We start from the raw sequence: 14,565 nt of genomic DNA, 5'->3' as shown, positions 1-14,565 counted from the left end.
TGATTATAGCAGAATTTCCAGAAAATCCATACCTCGATCAAAGATGGTTGCTTCTGAACAATGTCCTAATTAATCCTCTTAGACAGCGATATGCTGTCGCATCTCCAAATGGGCGAACAGAAGAATATAAACTGGTTGATACAATGTAAAGACGGTTATGGGGCGATACTCGGGTGACAATTAAAACTGATACATAGAGAGGTACCGCCTTGTACATCATCAGAGATATGTCGTATTCGACGTCAGAGAACCCCGAAGCCTTAGAGCCAAAGCGGTTTACCCTACCCCTTCAAATACGGAATACGGGCAAGCAAAAACAGCCACCGAATGGTGGCTGTCACTGATACTACTAATGGAGGCGAGGGGAGTCGAACCCCTGTCCGAAGATAACGACACATAAGCTTCTACGGGTGTAGTCACAGTTTTGATGTCACCCGAGTATCGCCCCGTAACCGGCTATACGTTGGGTCAGCCTGATTGTCTTCTTCAGCACACCCCAGGCGGAGATGTGACAGCGTATCCCACTACTTGTTAGCCCCTAATCCTGTCACATGGGCGATGCAGGTTAGAAGCACGCACACAGTTTCTTAGGCTGCGAAAGCGTAGTTTGTTTGTTGTTTGCCGTTTAATAGGCTTTAGCGTTGATGAAGCGGACGCGTCCCCACTACCCGCTACCCATGCTCGAACTATCCCCGTCGAATCCATAAACGCCCCCTCAATTAAGAAGGGCTCCAGGATTAATCCGTGAATACGGAGCAAAGGTGCTGCACATCTTTTTCCTCCAAGGTAAAAAGATGCTTCTTTCAAACTCGGCATTCCTGTCTGCTACATGAGTAATCATAACACAGGACACATCACCGAAATAGTACAGATTGCTGGAAGACATTCCAGCAGGCTGAGCACGTGTACAAAGTTATCCAATACAACAGGCTCAATCGTCTACATATTATACCGCGTCACCCATCGGAAGTAAAGTTTACCCAGATCGGTTCATAAACAACGGCACCTAAGTATTTTACCCACGATTCAGGCAAACTACGCAACAGCTGATAATTTAGACTCATCAACGCGCCAAGCTCCATGCTCCTACCGAATTCCATTCAACACATATCAAAGAAAATCACGACATAATACACTTCAGCAACTCACACGATATCCCTTTTCCACTAAAAATTAAAAAAGCCTCAATCTTGCCCATTGCAGGACAAACCTTGAGACTCCTTAACTCATACATCAATCTTCCTAGCTCCATCACAAAAACTAACTTATACACCTAAAGTAAAGCCTTCACACCCAGCGCTCCACTTAACGTGCAACCTTCTGTTTCTCGCGCAGTACCCGTTGGATATCACGTTGTGCATCCCGCTTGGCTGCAGTTTCCCGTTTATCATACTGCTTCTTACCTTTACCCAGTCCAAGCAAGAGCTTTGCGTAACCGTTGCGGATATAGATTTTCAGCGGCACAATGCTGTACCCGTCCTGTTTCGACAGCCCGAGCAGCTTGTGAATCTGCACTTTATGCATCAACAACTTGCGCGTACGTGTCGGATCGAGCGGATTATTTCGGTTCCCTTGTTCAAAAGGACTAATATGCATATTGTGAATATGAATCTCACCGTTTCGAATCGTGGCAAATGCATCACCAATATTCGCACGGCCGTTACGAAGAGATTTGATCTCCGTTCCGGTAAGCACCATGCCCGCTTCATACGTATCTTCAATGAAGTAGTCATGGGAAGCCTTTTTATTCTGTGCGAGCACTTTACTCTGTCCATCATTCTTGCCCATGTCCTCACTCCTTCTCCGTAAAATAAGCCGGTACCATGCTCTATAGCAGTGCACCCGATGTTGCACCAAGGTACCACGTGCCAGACCTTAATTGTAGCAAGTACGGCTGTTAAAATCAAGAAAGAGGCGACCTCTGCCGCCCCTCCTCATTACACCACTTTCAGACTGTGCGAAACAACACACCGGCTGAAGTGACTATTTTCTCCAACGCTTAACCTGGAGGAACGAATTATAATCCATCTCTTCAAGTTACGTTAGCTTTATTTTTTCTTTTTCCGTACAAAAGCTGCCGTGCCGTTACCAGCTGCACCTTTGCTCTTCTTCCGCTTGCGTCGTGGTGCTCCGCCTTCCTGAGCGCCACCAGGAGTTGCATTCTCTCCAATAAATACGCCGCTCGGCGAAGTGTTTTTGCGCCCACTTCCGCCTTTGCCACCTTTACCGCCGCCCTTGCCGGACTTAAAGCTTCCTTCACCGCGACCGCTGCCGCTGTTCAGGCCACTTCCTTGTCCACCGGTTGAACTAGTATCCGATCCACCCGATGTAGAGCTATAACCGCCTTTACCTGAGCCAAAACCAAAGCTCACCGCGCCTTTGCCCCGACCAGTTGATCCACCAGCATCACCAGCACGACGCTCACCTTTAGGTTTGCCGCCGCCTTTACCTGCGTAGCCACCAGATGAGCCTGCGCCCGCGCCTGCACTTGCTGCTCCACCGCGACCGCCACGTCCACCTTTGCTGCTTTCTTCCGTTGATCTGCCACCACGGCTGGCTCCAGCACCTGTCGAACTGCCTTTGCCGCCACGTGAACCGCTGAATCCACCTGGTCCACCCTTGGCACCGCCGCGTCCGCCGCCGCTACTAGGACGTCCACCTTTACCGCCACGTCCGCCACCGAAGCCGCCAGGACGTTCAGCGCGAGGTTTCATATCCACCATTTCAAAATCAATCGTATACTCTTCCATGCTTACACGTGCTACACGGATCTTCACTTCATCACCGATGCGGAAGACTTTCGAGGTACGTTCACCAATCAGAGCCATATGCTGATCGTCAAAATGGTAATAGTCGTCCGTGAGTGCGCTCAGGCGAATCAGGCCTTCAACCGTGTTCTCCAGTTCAATGAACATACCAAAGCTGGTCACACTGCTGATCATGCCTTCGAACTCTTCGCCTACTTTGTCGAGCATGTACTCGGCTTTTTTCATTTTCTCCGTATCCCGCTCAGCTTCTACTGCCACACGTTCACGTTCCGAAGACTGCTGCGCAATATCGGCCATACGTGCTGCCAAATACTCCTGACGATTCTCCGGCAAAGCACCATTATTTTCAATGACTTCGCGAATCACACGGTGAATGACAAGATCGGGATAACGACGAATTGGAGACGTAAAGTGACTATAGAATTCTGCCGCGAGGCCAAAGTGACCTGACATTTCAGAATCATACTTCGCCTGTTTCATGGAACGGAGCATCATCGTACTAATCACGGTTTGTTCTTTTGTTTCTTTGATATCCTCAAGCAACGATTGAAGCGCCCGTGGATGAATCGCATTGCCACGTCCTTTGACCTGGTGTCCAAAATTCGCCGCAAAGGCGAGGAAATTTTGCAGTTTTTCCTGATCCGGATCTTCGTGCACACGATAAATGAACGGAACCTTCAACCAGTGGAAATGCTCTGCCACGGTTTCGTTCGCTGCCAACATGAATTCCTCAATGATTTGCTCTGCAATCGAACGCTCCCGTTTTACGATATCTACCGGTTTGCACTCTGCGTCCACAATGATTTTGGATTCTTCAAAATCAAAGTCAACCGCACCACGGCGCATACGCATAGCACGCAGCTTCAAGGCAATCTCTTTCATCAAATGGAAATCATCTACCAGATCCTTATAACGCTCGAGCAATTCCGGCTCTTCACCTTCAAGGATTTTACGGACGTTGGAATACGTCATCCGCTCTTTGGTTTTGATTACACTTGTGAAAATATCATGTTTTACAACCTTCATCTGGTCGTTAAACTCCATCTCACAAGACAGGGTCAAGCGGTCTACCTGCGGGTTCAAACTACAGATTCCGTTGGACAGACGTTGTGGCAGCATAGGAATAACCCGATCCACCAGATACACACTGCATCCACGGTTGTAGGCTTCCTGATCAAGCTTGGAATTCTCCTGCACATAATAGCCAACATCGGCAATATGAACACCCAGACGATAGTTACCGTTAGGCAGCTTCTCTACGTTAACAGCATCATCCAGATCCTTGGCATCTTCACCATCAATCGTGACAATATTAAGTCCGCGCAGATCACGGCGACCCTGTTGTACAATCTCTTCATCCGTGATGGAGTCTGGTGCTTTCTCCGCCTCTTCCACCACTTCATCCGGGAAAGCTTCAGGCAGCTGATGCTTCCGAATAACGGACAAAATATCAATACCCGGCTCATCCTTATGACCGAGAATCTCGATCACTTCACCCTCAGCCGCCGCACGGCCCTCCGGATAGCTGACGATTTTTGCCACGACCTTCTGTCCATCAACCGCCCCAGCAAAATTGGTACGCGGGATGAAAATATCGCGATTAATCCGTTTGTCATCCGGAATGACAAATCCGTACACCTCATGGCTTTGGAACACACCAACGACTTGTGTCACAGCACGAGTAACAATACGGACGATCTCACCCTCCAGGCGACCACCTGAAGGTCCTTGAGATGTGACTTTAACCAATACCGTGTCACCATTCATTGCACTCTTCATATCATTGGCGTGAATGTACACATCCGGGTGCTCCCGATCCTCTGGGATAAGGAAAGCGAAACCTTTGGCGTGAGCCTGTAAACGTCCACGTACCAAATCCATGCGCTCTGGCATGCCATAGCGATTGTTACGGGTCAGCAAAACTTTACCGGATTCCTCCAGCGTATTCAGCATAATCAAAAAGGCTTTGAAATCAGCTGCATCTTCAATAGCGAAGTGCTGTTCCAACTCCTGATAAGTCATAGGTTTATAAGCGGTTTCCCGCATGAAGTCGAGCAATTGTTGTTCTGTTATCATTAATATATTCACCTCGGGAAACATAAAAGTGTAAGCAAGTCTCATCTCTTTATGTATCGGAATTCTTACCATTTTCATGCAATACAATATCACTACTGTGAAGAGTGTAGTAGTACAACCATACTATCTCATACCCTAGTATACACGAATTCAATCCGGCCCATCCGTACCTCGCAAAAAAACCACAGTTGCCGGGGTGCTCCTCTAAAATCACGCTTTCACGTATCTCTACAGACATTTTATGCGATACACGTGCTGTGCGCATCTGAAAAAGAACTACATCCGAAAATTTTCTGTACACATGACGTTCATTATAGGGAGTGAGTTCGCGTAACGAATAAGCGAGGGACATACCATACATGATAGGAGTGTGTTGCATGTTTAAGGAAGGAAACCAAACAGAAGTGAGAAGAAGACCGAAAATCATGGAGTCTATAGATTAAATTGTTGGAAAAGTTTGGACGCGTAAGAATTTATTAAAAAACCCCCGTTTCTTCACGAAACGAAGGTTCATCAATTAAGCCATTAGCTTAAGCTATTCATTGAACAGCAGTTCCGAATCTTACTTGGAAACCACCGTAACAATAATAGACAAAATCATAAATCCTGCACCCAGTACCACCGTTGCACGTTGCAGGAAGAGATCCAATCCGCGCGCTTTCGTTTTACCGAAAAGATGTTCCGCACCACCGGAGATGGCACCCGCCAAACCAGCGCTTTTCCCGTGCTGCAGCAATACTACAGTGATTAGACCGATCGAGAAAACAACGAGCAGCAATTTCAAAGCAATATCCATTCTTTCCACCTCCTACCCATGTGGGCATACATCTCACCATAAAAACAGTTACTTTAATTGTAACATAGCTATGGTTGTACTACAAGTAGTACAGTTTATACGATGCCCTAAATTTCACCATCTGCGTGATCCTTACGTTATACCATTACTTCGTTGCAATAAAAAAGACAAGCCGGTTACCCGGCTTGCCCGTAAAAGCTGGATATCCAGCTTATTTTTTAAGGTTGTAGAATCCTTTAAGACCATTGTATTGAGCCAGTTCACCCAGTTGATCCTCAATGCGGAGCAATTGGTTGTACTTCGCGATACGGTCTGTACGGGAAGGAGCACCCGTTTTGATTTGACCAGCGTTAGTTGCAACAGCGATATCAGCGATTGTGCTGTCTTCGGACTCACCGGAACGGTGGGAGATTACAGCTGTGTATCCTGCGCGTTTAGCCATTTCGATAGCATCAAATGTTTCAGTCAATGTACCGATTTGGTTAACTTTGATCAGGATGGAGTTACCGATACCTTCGTCGATACCTCTGCCCAGACGCTCAGTGTTTGTTACGAACAGGTCATCACCAACGAGTTGTACTTTGTCTCCCAATTTCTCAGTGAGCAATTTCCAACCATCCCAGTCATCTTCGGACATACCGTCTTCGATTGTGATGATTGGGTATTTCTCAACCCATGAAGCCAGAAGGTCAACATACTCAGCGGAAGTGTAAGATTTACCTTCTCCAGCAAGTGTGTACTTACCATCTTTGTAGAACTCAGTGGAAGCAACGTCCATACCCAAGAATACGTCAACGCCTGGTTTGTAACCAGCTTTTTCAATTGCTTCGATGATTGTAGTGATTGCTTCTTCGTTCGAACCAAGGTTCGGTGCGAAACCACCTTCGTCACCTACAGCTGTGTTCAAGCCTTTGGAGCTCAATACGGATTTCAAGTTGTGGAAGATCTCTGCACCTACGCGAAGAGCTTCTTTGAAGCTTGGTGCTCCAACTGGAAGAACCATGAACTCTTGAACGTCGATGTTGTTGTCAGCATGCTCACCACCGTTGATGATGTTCATCATTGGAACTGGCAATGCTTTAGCGTTGAATCCGCCCAGGTAAACGTACAATGGCAGGTCCAAAGCGTCAGCAGCTGCGCGAGCTACTGCCATGGATACAGCCAGGATTGCGTTAGCACCCAGTTTACCTTTGTTTGGCGTACCATCCAAAGTGATCATCAATTTGTCGATACCCAGTTGATCCAATGCATCCATACCGATAACTTCTGGAGCGATTGTTTCGTTTACGTTTTTAACAGCTTGCAGAACACCTTTACCGAGGTAACGGGATTTGTCGCCATCGCGAAGCTCAACTGCTTCATGGGCACCAGTGGATGCACCGGATGGAACGATTGCGCGTCCGATTGCGCCGGACTCCAGGTATACTTCAACTTCTACTGTAGGGTTACCGCGGGAGTCGAGGACTTCGCGAGCGTACACGTCAGAAATAATAGTCATTTGTGATAATCTCCTTTAAATTTAAATTTATTAAAAATTAGGACCACTTGTGTTTTCCCTTTTCCACTACGTCAGCAGAATTGTCCTCTGATCGCTGTTATCCCCTGATTCCATTGAACTTATTTTCATAAGTTGGAATCATGTGATAAAGGCGAACGCGTTGCTTCTTCGGACAATTTCTGCTTCCTTCGTTCGGGGTAAACTCCAAACTTCCCAATTTCATATATGTTGTTGCGTAACTTATTTACGGGTAGCGATGACGGATGTACCTGTCATTTCTTCCGGTTTAGGCAATTGCATCAGGTCAAGGATCGTTGGCGCGATATCCGCCAGGATTCCGCCTTCACGCAGGGTTACATTAGCATCCGTAACGATGAATGGAACCGGGTTCGTTGTATGAGCTGTGAACGGACGTCCTTGCTCATCAAACACCATATCCGCGTTACCATGATCCGCCGTGATCAGTACAACGCCGCCTTTGGCAAGTACTGCATCCACAACACGGCCCATGCACTCATCTGTTACTTCAACCGCTTTGATGGTAGGCTCCAGCATACCGGAGTGTCCAACCATGTCAGGGTTAGCAAAGTTCAGAATGATGGCGTCATGTTTGTCTGCTTCGATCTCGCGAACACATGCGTCAGCCACTTCATACGCGCTCATCTCCGGTTGCAGATCATACGTTGCAACTTTTGGTGAGTTGATCAGTACGCGAGTTTCGCCCGGAAGCTCCACATCACGACCGCCGCTGAAGAAGAAGGTAACGTGCGGGTATTTCTCAGTTTCTGCAATACGCAGTTGTTTTTTATTGTTTTGTACCAGAACTTCACCCAGGGTGTTGTCGAGATTCTTCGGCGAATAAGCCACATAACCTTCAACCGTCTCACTGAACAAAGTCAAACATACAAAGTGCAAGCCTACAGGGAACTTCGGACCACGATCGAAACCGCGGAAATCCTGGTTCGTGAATACTTGCGACAACTGGATTGCACGGTCAGGACGGAAGTTAAGGAAGATAACGGAATCGCCGCTCTCTACCAAACCTACCGGCTCACCATCCGCTTTGACGATAACCGTTGGTTCAACGAATTCATCAAATACGGATTTCTCATACGATTCTTCAACCGCTTTGAGTGGATCAGTGTATTTCGGTCCATCTCCATAAACGATGGCGCGGTATGATTTCTCAACCCGTTCCCAACGTTTGTCACGATCCATCGCGTAATAGCGACCTTGAACCGTTGCGATTTTACCTACACCGACTTCTTCAATCTTAGCGATCAGTTTCTGCATGAAGTCTTTACCACTGTCTGGCATAACATCACGGCCATCCATGAAAGCATGAATATATACATCATTCATTCCTTCTTTTTTGGCCAGATCCAGCATAGCAAACAGGTGGTCGATGTGACTATGTACGCCGCCATCGGACAACAAGCCGTAGAGATGAAGCTTTTTGCCGCTTTGTTTCGCTTCGCGAACAGCTTTGACAAGTGTTTCATTGTCATAGAACTCGCCGTCACGAATGGATTTGGAGATACGGGTCAAATCCTGGTATACGATCCGGCCGGCACCAATGTTCAGGTGACCTACCTCGGAATTTCCCATTTGCCCTTCTGGCAAACCTACAGCTTCACCGCAAGCAGTGAGCGTTGTATGTGGAAATTGGCTCATGAAACGGTCGTAGTTCGGTTTCTTGGCTTGCGCTACCGCATTGCCTTCCACCGTGTTACGCAGACCGAAGCCATCCATGATGATCAGTGCTACAGGTTTTGGAGCTGTCATCTTACTTCGCCCCCTCAACAAGCGCGATGAACGAAGCCGGCTGCAAGCTGGCACCGCCAACAAGTGCGCCGTCGATGTCGCTTTGTCCGAGGTATTCTGTTACGTTCTCCGGTTTAACACTGCCGCCGTATTGAATACGAACTGCATTCGCAACCGTCTCGTTGTACAAATCCTTCACCAGCGTACGGATGTAAGCAATAACTTCATTCGCATCTTGGGAAGTGGAGGATTTGCCTGTGCCAATCGCCCAGATTGGCTCATAAGCGATAACAACTTGTGCCGCTTGCTCTGCAGACAGACCTGCAAAAGCAGCTACTGTTTGCACTTTGCATACGTCTTTTGTTTGGTTCGCTTCACGCTCTTCAAGCGTCTCACCCAAGCAGAAGATTGGAGTCAATCCGTGACGGAATGCTGCATGCAACTTTTTATTAACAGTCTCATCGGTTTCCGCAAAATATTGACGGCGCTCCGAGTGACCAATAATGACATAATCCACACCCAGGTCTTTCAGCATCACGCCGCTGATTTCACCTGTGAATGCACCGTTGTCTTCAAAGTGAAGATTTTGTGCACCAATTTTGATGTTTGTGCCTTTAACGGCTTCTACCAGGGATGGCAGATTTGTAAACGGTGCGCAGATTACAGTTTCCACGCCTTCAACTTCCGCTTTTCCTTTAACTTCCTGAATGAAGTCATTGGATTCGGAAACCGTTTTGAACATTTTCCAGTTACCTGCGATAATCGGTGTTCTCATGGGTTTCAACTCCTTCATGCTATAGACTACTAAAACTTACTTGTCGTTCAATGCCACTACGCCTGGAAGTACTTTACCTTCCATGAACTCGAGCGATGCACCGCCACCTGTAGAGATGTGGTTCATCTTGTCAGCCAATTTGAACTTCTCAGCTGCTGCCGCGGAGTCACCACCACCAATTACAGTGTAAGCTTCTGTCTCAGCGCAAGCTTCTGCTACTGCACGAGTACCGTGGGAGAATGGCTCGATTTCAAATACGCCCATTGGTCCGTTCCATACAACCAATTTGGAGTTTTTGATTACGTCAGCATAGATCTCACGTGTTTTAGGACCGATGTCGATACCTTCCCAATCTGCTGGGATGCCATCGATGTCAACGATTTGTGTGTTTGCTTTCGCACTGAAATCGTCAGACACTACGATATCTACCGGCAGGTAGAAGTTTTTGCCCAGTTTTTTCGCTTTTTCGATGAAACCGAGAGCAACATCAAGTTTGGATTCATCCAACAAGGATTGTCCAATCTCATGTCCTTGTGCTTTGAAGAACGTGTAAGTCAGACCGCCACCGATGATCACGTTGTCTGCAATGTTCAGCAGGTTGTCGATTACATCGATTTTGTCCTTAACTTTGGATCCACCAATGATAGCTGTGAAAGGACGCTCAGGGTTGGAGATTGCTTTACCCAACACTTCAAGTTCTTTCTCCATCAACAAACCGGACACTGCTGGAAGCAAGTGAGCGATTCCTTCAGTCGAAGCGTGTGCTCTGTGAGCCGCGCCAAACGCATCGTTAACAAAAACGTCAGCCAGTTCAGCAAATTGTTTTGCCAGTTCCGGATCGTTTTTCTCTTCGCCTGCATGGAAACGAACGTTTTCAAGCAACAATACGTCGCCGTTGTTCAGTTCAGCGATTTGAGCTTTAACAGCGTCACCAACGGAATCGTCAGCTTTAACAACTGTTTTACCGAGCAATTCAGACAAACGCTCAGCTGCTGGAGTCAAACGCAAGGATTCAACCACTTCGCCGTTAGGACGACCCATGTGGCTTGCCAAAATGACTTTAGCGCCTTTTTCAATCAAGAAGTTGATTGTAGGAAGCGTTGCACGAATACGTTTGTCATCTGTAATTTTACCATCTTCGAGCGGCACATTGAAATCTACACGGACAAAAGCCCGTTTTCCTGTCAATTCGATATCGCGTACACTTTTTTTGTTCATTGTATTTCCTCCGCACCCATGTATTTGGTGGACCAATCAAGAGCTAAAATCCCTTGTCAGTCCTGGTGTTTTTGAGAAATTTGCAAAATGTAGATATATAAAGAGCGGAAACAATATAGCATCTGTTTCCGCTCTATTTTATTTCAGATATTACTTAATCATTTTTGCAAAGTGCTCCAAAGTGCGAACCAATTGTGCAGTGTAGGACATTTCATTGTCATACCAAGCTACAGTTTTAACCAATTGTTGGTCGCCAACAGTCAGAACTTTAGTTTGAGTTGCATCAAACAGGGAACCGAAAGTGATTCCTTGGATATCGGAAGATACGATTTCGTCTTCTGTGTATCCGAAAGTTTCTGGATCGGAAGCTTCTTGCATAGCTGCGTTAACTTCTTCAGCAGTTACTTTTTTGTTCAGAACAGTTACGAGCTCAGTCAGGGAACCAGTAGCTACTGGTACACGTTGAGCTGCACCATCAAGGATGCCTTGCAGTTCTGGGATTACCAGACCGATTGCTTTAGCAGCACCAGTTGTGTTAGGGATGATGTTTTCAGCTGCTGCGCGAGCACGACGGAAGTCACCTTTAGGGTGTGGAGCATCCAACGTGTTTTGGTCGCCAGTGTAAGCGTGAATTGTAGTCATCAAACCTTGAACGATTCCGAATTTGTCTTGCAGTGTTTTTGCCATAGGTGCCAGGCAGTTTGTTGTGCAAGATGCGCCGGAGATTACAGTTTCAGTACCGTCGAGGATTTCATGGTTTACGTTGTAAACGATGGTTTTCATGTCGCCAGTAGCTGGTGCGGAGATAACAACTTTCTTAGCTCCACCTTTCAAGTGTTTCTCAGCTGCTTCTTTAGTTGTGAAGAAACCAGTACATTCCAGAACGATATCTACGCCCAGGTCGCCCCAAGGAAGTTCTTCCGGGTTACGGTTAGCCAATACTTTAACTTCTTTGCCGTTCACTTTGAAGAAGCCATCGTGTACTTCAACATCGCCATCGAAGCGACCTTGAGTTGTATCATATTTGAGCAAATGAGCGAGCATTTTAGCGTCAGTCAAGTCGTTGATTGCTACTACCTCGATGCCTGCTACATTTTGAATACGGCGGAATGCCAAGCGTCCAATACGTCCAAAACCGTTAATACCTACTTTAATCATGAGTAAGTTCCTCCCAAGTTTTGATTAATTTTTTATGAAACTTATATATTCAAGACAGACGGTGAAGTCCGTCAAGACAACAATAGTTGTGATGCAAAGTAAACCCTTATTCCATTTCAGCAACGATGACTTCGGCAGCAGCCTCATCAATAATCAGAATATCTTCCTGACCAAATCGCAACACGGAGTGAATGGCAGCAGCTTTGCTTTTGCCACCTGCAATTCCAATCACGACATCGGTTCGTTCAATATCCTGAAGTCGCATACCCAGTGTAAGCATGGTATGTACCACCTTACCCTGATCATTAAAGTAATAACCGAAAGATTCAGATACGGCTCCTTGCTCCTGAAGTTCATCGATAATCTCCGTCGCAAGTTTACGTCTTGTCGCCATCTCCACGGCATCACCAATTCCATGAATTACAATCCGCGATTTCCGAATCAGCTGCAGAATCTCCTGAACACTGGGGTCCTGGATTAATGATTCGTAGGCATGATCACTAAGCAAATCCGGTACATGCAGGAGTTTGTATTGCGCTCCTACCCGTTTTGCCATTGTGGATGCAATCGTATTTGCCTGAATTTCAAGGCTTTCTCCAAGTCCACCGCGTGCCGGTACGAACCAGACACCTTTGAGCGATGTTGGCGGAGTCAGTTGCTCTGCGACTTCGGCCGTTGTTGATCCGCCAGTAACGGCGACAACGTCGTTGTCACTCATGATATTGCCGAGAGCCTTCGCTCCGGCTCTGCCCAGTTCCCTTTTGGCAAATGGAGAAACGTCCGAATCACCAGGAACCACAACCACCTTTTGCAGACCGTAGGCTTGCTTGATGCGCTCTTCCAGCTCGGATAATCCGAACAACTCTTTGGCTACGGGCTCTAACTGCTGCAGCAAATCATACCCTGCCTCGCTGATCTTCATTCCTGCACTGTCAATTTCAATAAGTCCCTGAGCCTTTAACAGATCGGTCTCAGCCCTCAGAACCCGCTCGGTCATCTGCATGGAATTAGCTAACGTTCTCCGTCCGATCACATCCGATAACATGATCTGTTGCAGAATCGTATACCTCTTTTTCAAGATATCCATGAGATCAGGCAGAAGCTGCTTTTGTACTTCTAAAATCGTTCGCATGCTTTCCACTCCCGCAAGTTCTCGTTCTAAGCTCTCTTTCGTGGCCCTAAAACGTCCCGGGTTAACTTTTTAAGTCCCACGTCTATTCTACCTAAAACTGACGTGACATGCAAGTGTTTCAACGTGTTATTTCGACACGCATTCAGCGTTTGTACGCGCCTATTTTCACAATCCTAGACTTCCATGATCAAGGACTAGCTCACGCATACCATATATAGAAGAAACAAATGAATTCAATCTACATATCGCTCAGAATCACATTTCATACGGCATGTCCAAAACCTCTAATAGCATTTACTTAAATGCACTCTTTATCCACTCTTCTTCATCATGATCATTTTTGGGTTAATCCAAACCAATACCACAACGAACTGCTTGCAATTAAATATTTCATGAGCTATAATCATTATTGCTATCACATAATGTGCGCCCGTGGTCCAATGGATATGACGTAGGCCTCCGAAGCCTGAGATCCAAGTTCGATTCTTGGCGGGCGCGCCATTTTTATTTAACAGCTCATAACCCATTTAACCAATGAAACCGGAAAGGTTTCTTTTTTTTGCAAGTTAGTTTGACTTTCTTTGACTTTTTGTTTGGAATTGTTTATTATGTGGGTAATACGGTAACAGTTTAAGTATAAACACCAATAACATTTACATTCCGAGGAGGTTTTTCACGTGAGTTTTATTCCAATGGTCGTTGAACAGAGCAACCGGGGTGAGCGCGCCTACGACATCTACTCCAGATTGCTGAAGGATCGTATTATTTTCCTTGGTAGCGATGTTAATGACGTAGTGGCTAATGCCATTATGGCACAGATGTTGTTCCTGGCTGCGGAAGATCCGGAGAAAGACATTCACTTATACATCAACAGCCCAGGCGGATCGATTACAGCCGGTATGGCGATTTACGATACAATGCAATTCATCAAACCGGATGTATCTACCATCTGTGTAGGTATGGCCGCTTCCATGGGTGCATTCTTGTTGAATGCCGGTGCAAAAGGGAAACGTTTTGCGTTGCCTAACAGTGAAATCATGATTCACCAACCACTTGGTGGTGCTCAAGGTCAAGCTTCCGACATCGAAATTCGTGCTCGCCGCATCCTGAAAATGCGTGATACATTGAACCGCATCATCTCTGAGCGTTCAGGTCAACCGCTGGAGCGGATTGAGAAAGATACAGATCGTGACTACTTCATGAGTGCTGCTGAAGCTGCCGATTACGGTATCATTGATAAAGTTATTGAAAACGTAGGTTCCCAAGGAATCTAAGTGTTAGTTAGAACACGGTCTTCGCGTTAATATATCAATACCTAACGTAATCAGCAACACCTCATTGTGTTGTCTATACGAGAAGAAGCCCTCATCATGATCATGA

At 46.5% G+C, this 14,565-nt stretch carries 10 protein-coding genes, 1 tRNA gene and 1 other RNA gene; 2 read left to right on the top strand and 10 right to left on the bottom strand.

What is annotated here, in order from left to right; translation table 11 throughout:
- Positions 1-350 precede the first annotated feature (350 nt).
- The 10 genes from ssrA to V6669_RS00905 all read right to left on the bottom strand — a co-directional run bounded on the left by ssrA (position 351) and on the right by V6669_RS00905 (position 13,185).
- Positions 351-715, bottom strand: a transfer-messenger RNA (tmRNA) gene (ssrA, locus tag V6669_RS00950).
- Positions 716-1,305: 590 nt separating this feature from the next.
- On the bottom strand, positions 1,306-1,788 hold the full coding sequence (gene smpB, locus V6669_RS00945; protein ID WP_036674736.1) for an SsrA-binding protein SmpB: 483 nt from the start codon (positions 1,786-1,788) through the stop codon (positions 1,306-1,308).
- Positions 1,789-2,048: 260 nt separating this feature from the next.
- Positions 2,049-4,844, bottom strand: a complete 2,796-nt coding sequence (gene rnr / locus V6669_RS00940) for a ribonuclease R (protein WP_338589919.1) — start codon at positions 4,842-4,844, stop codon at positions 2,049-2,051.
- A gap of 562 nt (positions 4,845-5,406) precedes the next feature.
- Positions 5,407-5,640, bottom strand: a complete 234-nt coding sequence (gene secG / locus V6669_RS00935; RefSeq protein WP_062837740.1) for a preprotein translocase subunit SecG — start codon at positions 5,638-5,640, stop codon at positions 5,407-5,409.
- 211 nt (positions 5,641-5,851) lie between these two features.
- Complete coding sequence (gene eno, locus V6669_RS00930; RefSeq protein WP_062837741.1) at positions 5,852-7,138, bottom strand: phosphopyruvate hydratase; 1,287 nt, start codon at positions 7,136-7,138, stop codon at positions 5,852-5,854.
- Between the two features lie 240 nt (positions 7,139-7,378).
- Entirely contained in the window at positions 7,379-8,923 is a 1,545-nt protein-coding gene (gpmI, locus tag V6669_RS00925) for a 2,3-bisphosphoglycerate-independent phosphoglycerate mutase (RefSeq protein WP_076333468.1), read from the bottom strand.
- A 1-nt stretch (position 8,924) separates the two neighbouring features.
- Positions 8,925-9,677, bottom strand: a complete 753-nt coding sequence (gene tpiA / locus V6669_RS00920; RefSeq protein ID WP_036616221.1) for a triose-phosphate isomerase — start codon at positions 9,675-9,677, stop codon at positions 8,925-8,927.
- A 36-nt stretch (positions 9,678-9,713) separates the two neighbouring features.
- Positions 9,714-10,895: a phosphoglycerate kinase gene (locus V6669_RS00915; RefSeq protein WP_310342101.1), complete on the bottom strand. Its 1,182-nt coding sequence runs from the start codon at positions 10,893-10,895 to the stop codon at positions 9,714-9,716.
- A gap of 150 nt (positions 10,896-11,045) precedes the next feature.
- Entirely contained in the window at positions 11,046-12,053 is a 1,008-nt protein-coding gene (gene gap, locus V6669_RS00910; protein WP_017691243.1) for a type I glyceraldehyde-3-phosphate dehydrogenase, read from the bottom strand.
- A 106-nt stretch (positions 12,054-12,159) separates the two neighbouring features.
- Complete coding sequence (locus V6669_RS00905) at positions 12,160-13,185, bottom strand: sugar-binding domain-containing protein (protein ID WP_221822444.1); 1,026 nt, start codon at positions 13,183-13,185, stop codon at positions 12,160-12,162.
- A 426-nt stretch (positions 13,186-13,611) separates the two neighbouring features.
- On the opposite strand from V6669_RS00905, the gene V6669_RS00900 reads away from it, so the two are divergent.
- Together V6669_RS00900 and clpP are read left to right on the top strand one after the other, a co-directional pair.
- Positions 13,612-13,686: transfer RNA gene (locus V6669_RS00900), tRNA-Arg, on the top strand.
- Positions 13,687-13,862: 176 nt separating this feature from the next.
- Complete coding sequence (gene clpP, locus V6669_RS00895) at positions 13,863-14,459, top strand: ATP-dependent Clp endopeptidase proteolytic subunit ClpP (RefSeq protein WP_017691245.1); 597 nt, start codon at positions 13,863-13,865, stop codon at positions 14,457-14,459.
- The last annotated feature ends 106 nt before the right edge of the window (positions 14,460-14,565 follow it).

This window comes from Paenibacillus sp. Y5S-9, assembly GCF_036894235.1.
In the GTDB taxonomy this organism is placed as follows: Bacteria; Bacillota; Bacilli; order Paenibacillales; family Paenibacillaceae; genus Paenibacillus.
This window is presented reverse-complemented; position numbering and strand designations above follow the sequence as displayed.